Raw genomic sequence first — 3463 nt, 5'->3', positions numbered from 1 at the left:
GCAGGAATTTTACCTCTAGTTATTAATAAATACGTAAGTGTTCCAATACCTGATGTCGTTAAAGCAGTACTTGCTGGTAATCCTGTTAAAATCGGTACTAACACCGTCGCTCCAAACATTGCGAATAAGTGTTGTAAGCTTAACGTTACCCATAGAGCTAAGTTAGGCTTTTCATGAACATCAAGAATTGGTTTTACTCTTGTTTTTTCTGCCATTCTTCTTCTCCTTTTTTTATATTCAAACTTTCATAATTATATCACATGAATAGTCAATTTGAAAGTGTTTTTTTCTATTTTTTTAAAAGCTTCACCTGAAATTTTTTAAAATAATTAATAATATTTCATTATAATACAAAAATTCTCTTCTGTTTCCTAAATTACCGCAATCTTTCAAATCTAAATTCTAAAATTATATAATGATTATTTCTTCAAAAAATTATAAAACGCAAGATTAAATCTACTAACCTTGCGTTTTATAATTATTTAACTTCTACATCAAGAATTACAACTTCTTCAACTGGTTTATCTTGAGCTCCAGTTTTTACTGCTGCAATTTTTTCAAGAGTTTTCGCACCAGCGATTAAGTGTCCAAAAACTGTATGACGGTGGTCTAGGTGAGGAGTTCCCCCTAGTTTAGCATATCCTTCAACAGCTTCTTGTGGCCAACCACCTTGTTCAAGTGCTTGTAAAGTTCTAGCATCTACGTGAGAATTTTGAACAATAAAGAATTGACTTCCATTTGTGTTTGGTCCAGCATTCGCCATACTTAACGCACCGTAGAAGTGGAAGTAATCCATTGAGAATTCATCTTCGAAACTACGGCCCCAGATTGACTCTCCTCCCATACCTGTACCCGTTGGGTCTCCACCTTGAATCATAAAGTCTTTAATTACACGGTGGAAAATAATACCTTTATAGTACCCATTTTTTGCATGAGTTAAAAAGTTCTCTACTGCTTTTGGAATATCTTTTTCAAATAGTTTGAAAGTCATATCTCCATGAGTAGTTTTAATTTTTACTCTAACTTGACCTTTTTTTACATTTTTTGTTAATTGAGTTAACATTATATCTCTCCTTATTATGATTATGAGCTTACCCAAAAATTCTAAAATTTTACAAAGTTCATACGAAAAACCATAGACGCAGTGGTTTATTGATATCTAAAATCGCTTTATAAAAGCTTTTTAGATATCTAATAAACTGTGTGGGGGTGACTCGACAAAATCTTGTTTCTCCGAAATCACGATTTTTGAGTCACTCCCTATTTATTTTACTATGCGTTTTTCTCGATTAATCTTTCGTTGATTTCTCTTAAGATATTTTCTTTGAATTCAGCAAAGCTTTCTTCTTTTTGATCGTGTGAACCAAATGTTCTAACGTTGACATTTCTGTTTTCTACTTCTTTATCTCCAATTACTAAAGTATATGGAATTTTTTTGCTTGCAGCTTCACGGATTTTATATCCTAGTTTTTCATCTCTATCATCGATAGCTACTTTAACACCAGCTTTTTTAAGTTCTTGCATGATTTCTTTAGAATAATCATAGTGGTAATCATTGTTTACTGGGATAATACGTACTTGGTTTGGTGATAACCATGTTGGTAAATCTCCTTTGTACTCTTCTAATAAGAAGGCAACCATTCTTTCCATTGTTGATACGATACCACGGTGGATAACCACTGGACGGTGAGCTTTTCCATCTTCACCAATATATTCTAATTCGAATCTCTCTGGTAGTAAGAAGTCTAATTGAATTGTAGATAATGTTTCTTGTTTTCCGATTGCTGTTTCTACTTGTACGTCAAGTTTCGGTCCGTAGAATGCTGCTTCTCCTTCAGCTTCAACATAGTCTAATCCTAACTCATCAGCAGTTTCTTTTAACATTTGTTGAGCGTTATTCCACATTGCATCATCATCGAAGTATTTCTCAGTGTTTTCTGGATCTCTGTATGATAGACGGTAACTGAAGTTTTTAATACCTAAGTCTTTATATGCTTCTTCAATAAGTCCTACAGTAAGTTTAAATTCATCTTTAAGCTGATCTGGACGTACGAAAATGTGAGCATCGTTTAGAGTCATACCACGAACACGTTGTAATCCACTTACTGCTCCACTTGCTTCATAACGGTGCATCATTCCAAGCTCTGCGATACGGATTGGAAGTTCACGGTATGAGTGACGTTCATTTTTATAAACCATCATGTGGTGAGGACAGTTCATTGGACGAAGTACCATTGTTTCGTGATCCATCTCCATTGGTGGGAACATGTCTTCTTGGTAGTGTTCCCAGTGTCCACTTGTAATATATAAATCTTTAGATCCCATAATTGGAGTATACACGTGGTCATATCCTAATTCTACTTCTTTATCAACGATATATCTTTCAATAGTACGACGGATTGTAGCTCCATTTGGTAACCACAATGGTAATCCTGCTCCAACTTTTTGACTTGTTGTGAAGATTCCTAATTCTTTACCTAATTTTCTGTGATCACGTTCACGTGCTTCTTGTAGACGTACTAAGTGTTGTTCTAAATGTTCTTTAGTGAAATAAGCTGTTCCGTAGATACGTTGTAACATTTTATTATCACTATTACCTCTCCAATATGCACCAGCTACAGATAATAATTTGAATTCTTTAATTTTTGAAGTTGCACTTACGTGTCCACCACGACAAAGATCAGTGAAGTCTCCTTGTGTGTAAACTGTGATAACTTCATCAGCTGGAAGATCGTTAATTAATTCTACTTTATAAGGATCTTCTTTAAAGATTTCTAAAGCTTCTTCTTTACTTACTTCGCGACCTTCAATTGCATGATTTTCGCTAATAATTTTCTTAACTTCTTTTTCGATTGCTTTAAAGTCTTCTTCTGTCACTTTATATTCAGCGTCAAAATCATAGTAGAACCCACCATCGATAGCTGGACCAACACCGAAGTGTACATCTTTACCATACAGTCTTCTTAATGCTTGCGCTAATACGTGTGCACAAGTGTGACGTAATACATATAAACTATCTTTATCTTCATCATCTGCAACGATAAGTTTTAAGTGACCATCTTTTGTTATTGGTTTGTTAACTTCGATATAATCCTCATCTAATTTTGCAGAAATCACTTTTTTCTTAAGACTTACACTAATACTCTCAGCGATTTCTAATGGTGTTTTATTATCATATTCTCTTACATTTCCATCTGGAAAAACTAATTTAGCCATATTAAGGTCTCCTTCTTTTTTATATACTTAGTCTAACTTACTCAAAAATTAAAAAATCCCTTCTCTAGCCGAAACTAAAGAAGGGACGAATCTTTTCGTGGTACCACCCAAATTCGAAGTAAATTTACTTCCTCTTTTGTGAATAAAGCTCACTAACTATGTTAATACTATTAGCTAGGTAGTAATATATACTGCTTATAGGTATTTTCAGCACCATACCCTCTCTTAAATAAGTTAAATATATATC

3 protein-coding genes are annotated in these 3463 nt (G+C 33.8%); all 3 read right to left on the bottom strand.

Annotated features, from left to right (window positions below; translation table 11 throughout):
• Positions 1 to 215: solute carrier family 23 protein (locus RWN11_RS07720; RefSeq protein ID WP_314161152.1), on the bottom strand; the 215-nt coding region annotated here is incomplete at its 3' end.
• Positions 216 to 478: 263 nt separating this feature from the next.
• Positions 479 to 1063 carry a peptidylprolyl isomerase gene (locus RWN11_RS07715; RefSeq protein WP_314161151.1) on the bottom strand — a complete coding sequence of 195 codons (585 nt, stop codon included), beginning with the start codon at positions 1061 to 1063 and terminating at the stop codon, positions 479 to 481.
• A 209-nt stretch (positions 1064 to 1272) separates the two neighbouring features.
• Positions 1273 to 3216, bottom strand: coding sequence for a threonine--tRNA ligase (gene thrS / locus RWN11_RS07710; RefSeq protein WP_314161150.1), 1944 nt, complete (start codon positions 3214 to 3216; stop codon positions 1273 to 1275).
• Positions 3217 to 3463: the final 247 nt, after the last annotated feature.

It is taken from the genome of uncultured Gemella sp. (genome assembly GCF_963519265.1).
Classification (GTDB): domain Bacteria; phylum Bacillota; class Bacilli; order Staphylococcales; family Gemellaceae; genus Gemella.
This window is presented reverse-complemented; position numbering and strand designations above follow the sequence as displayed.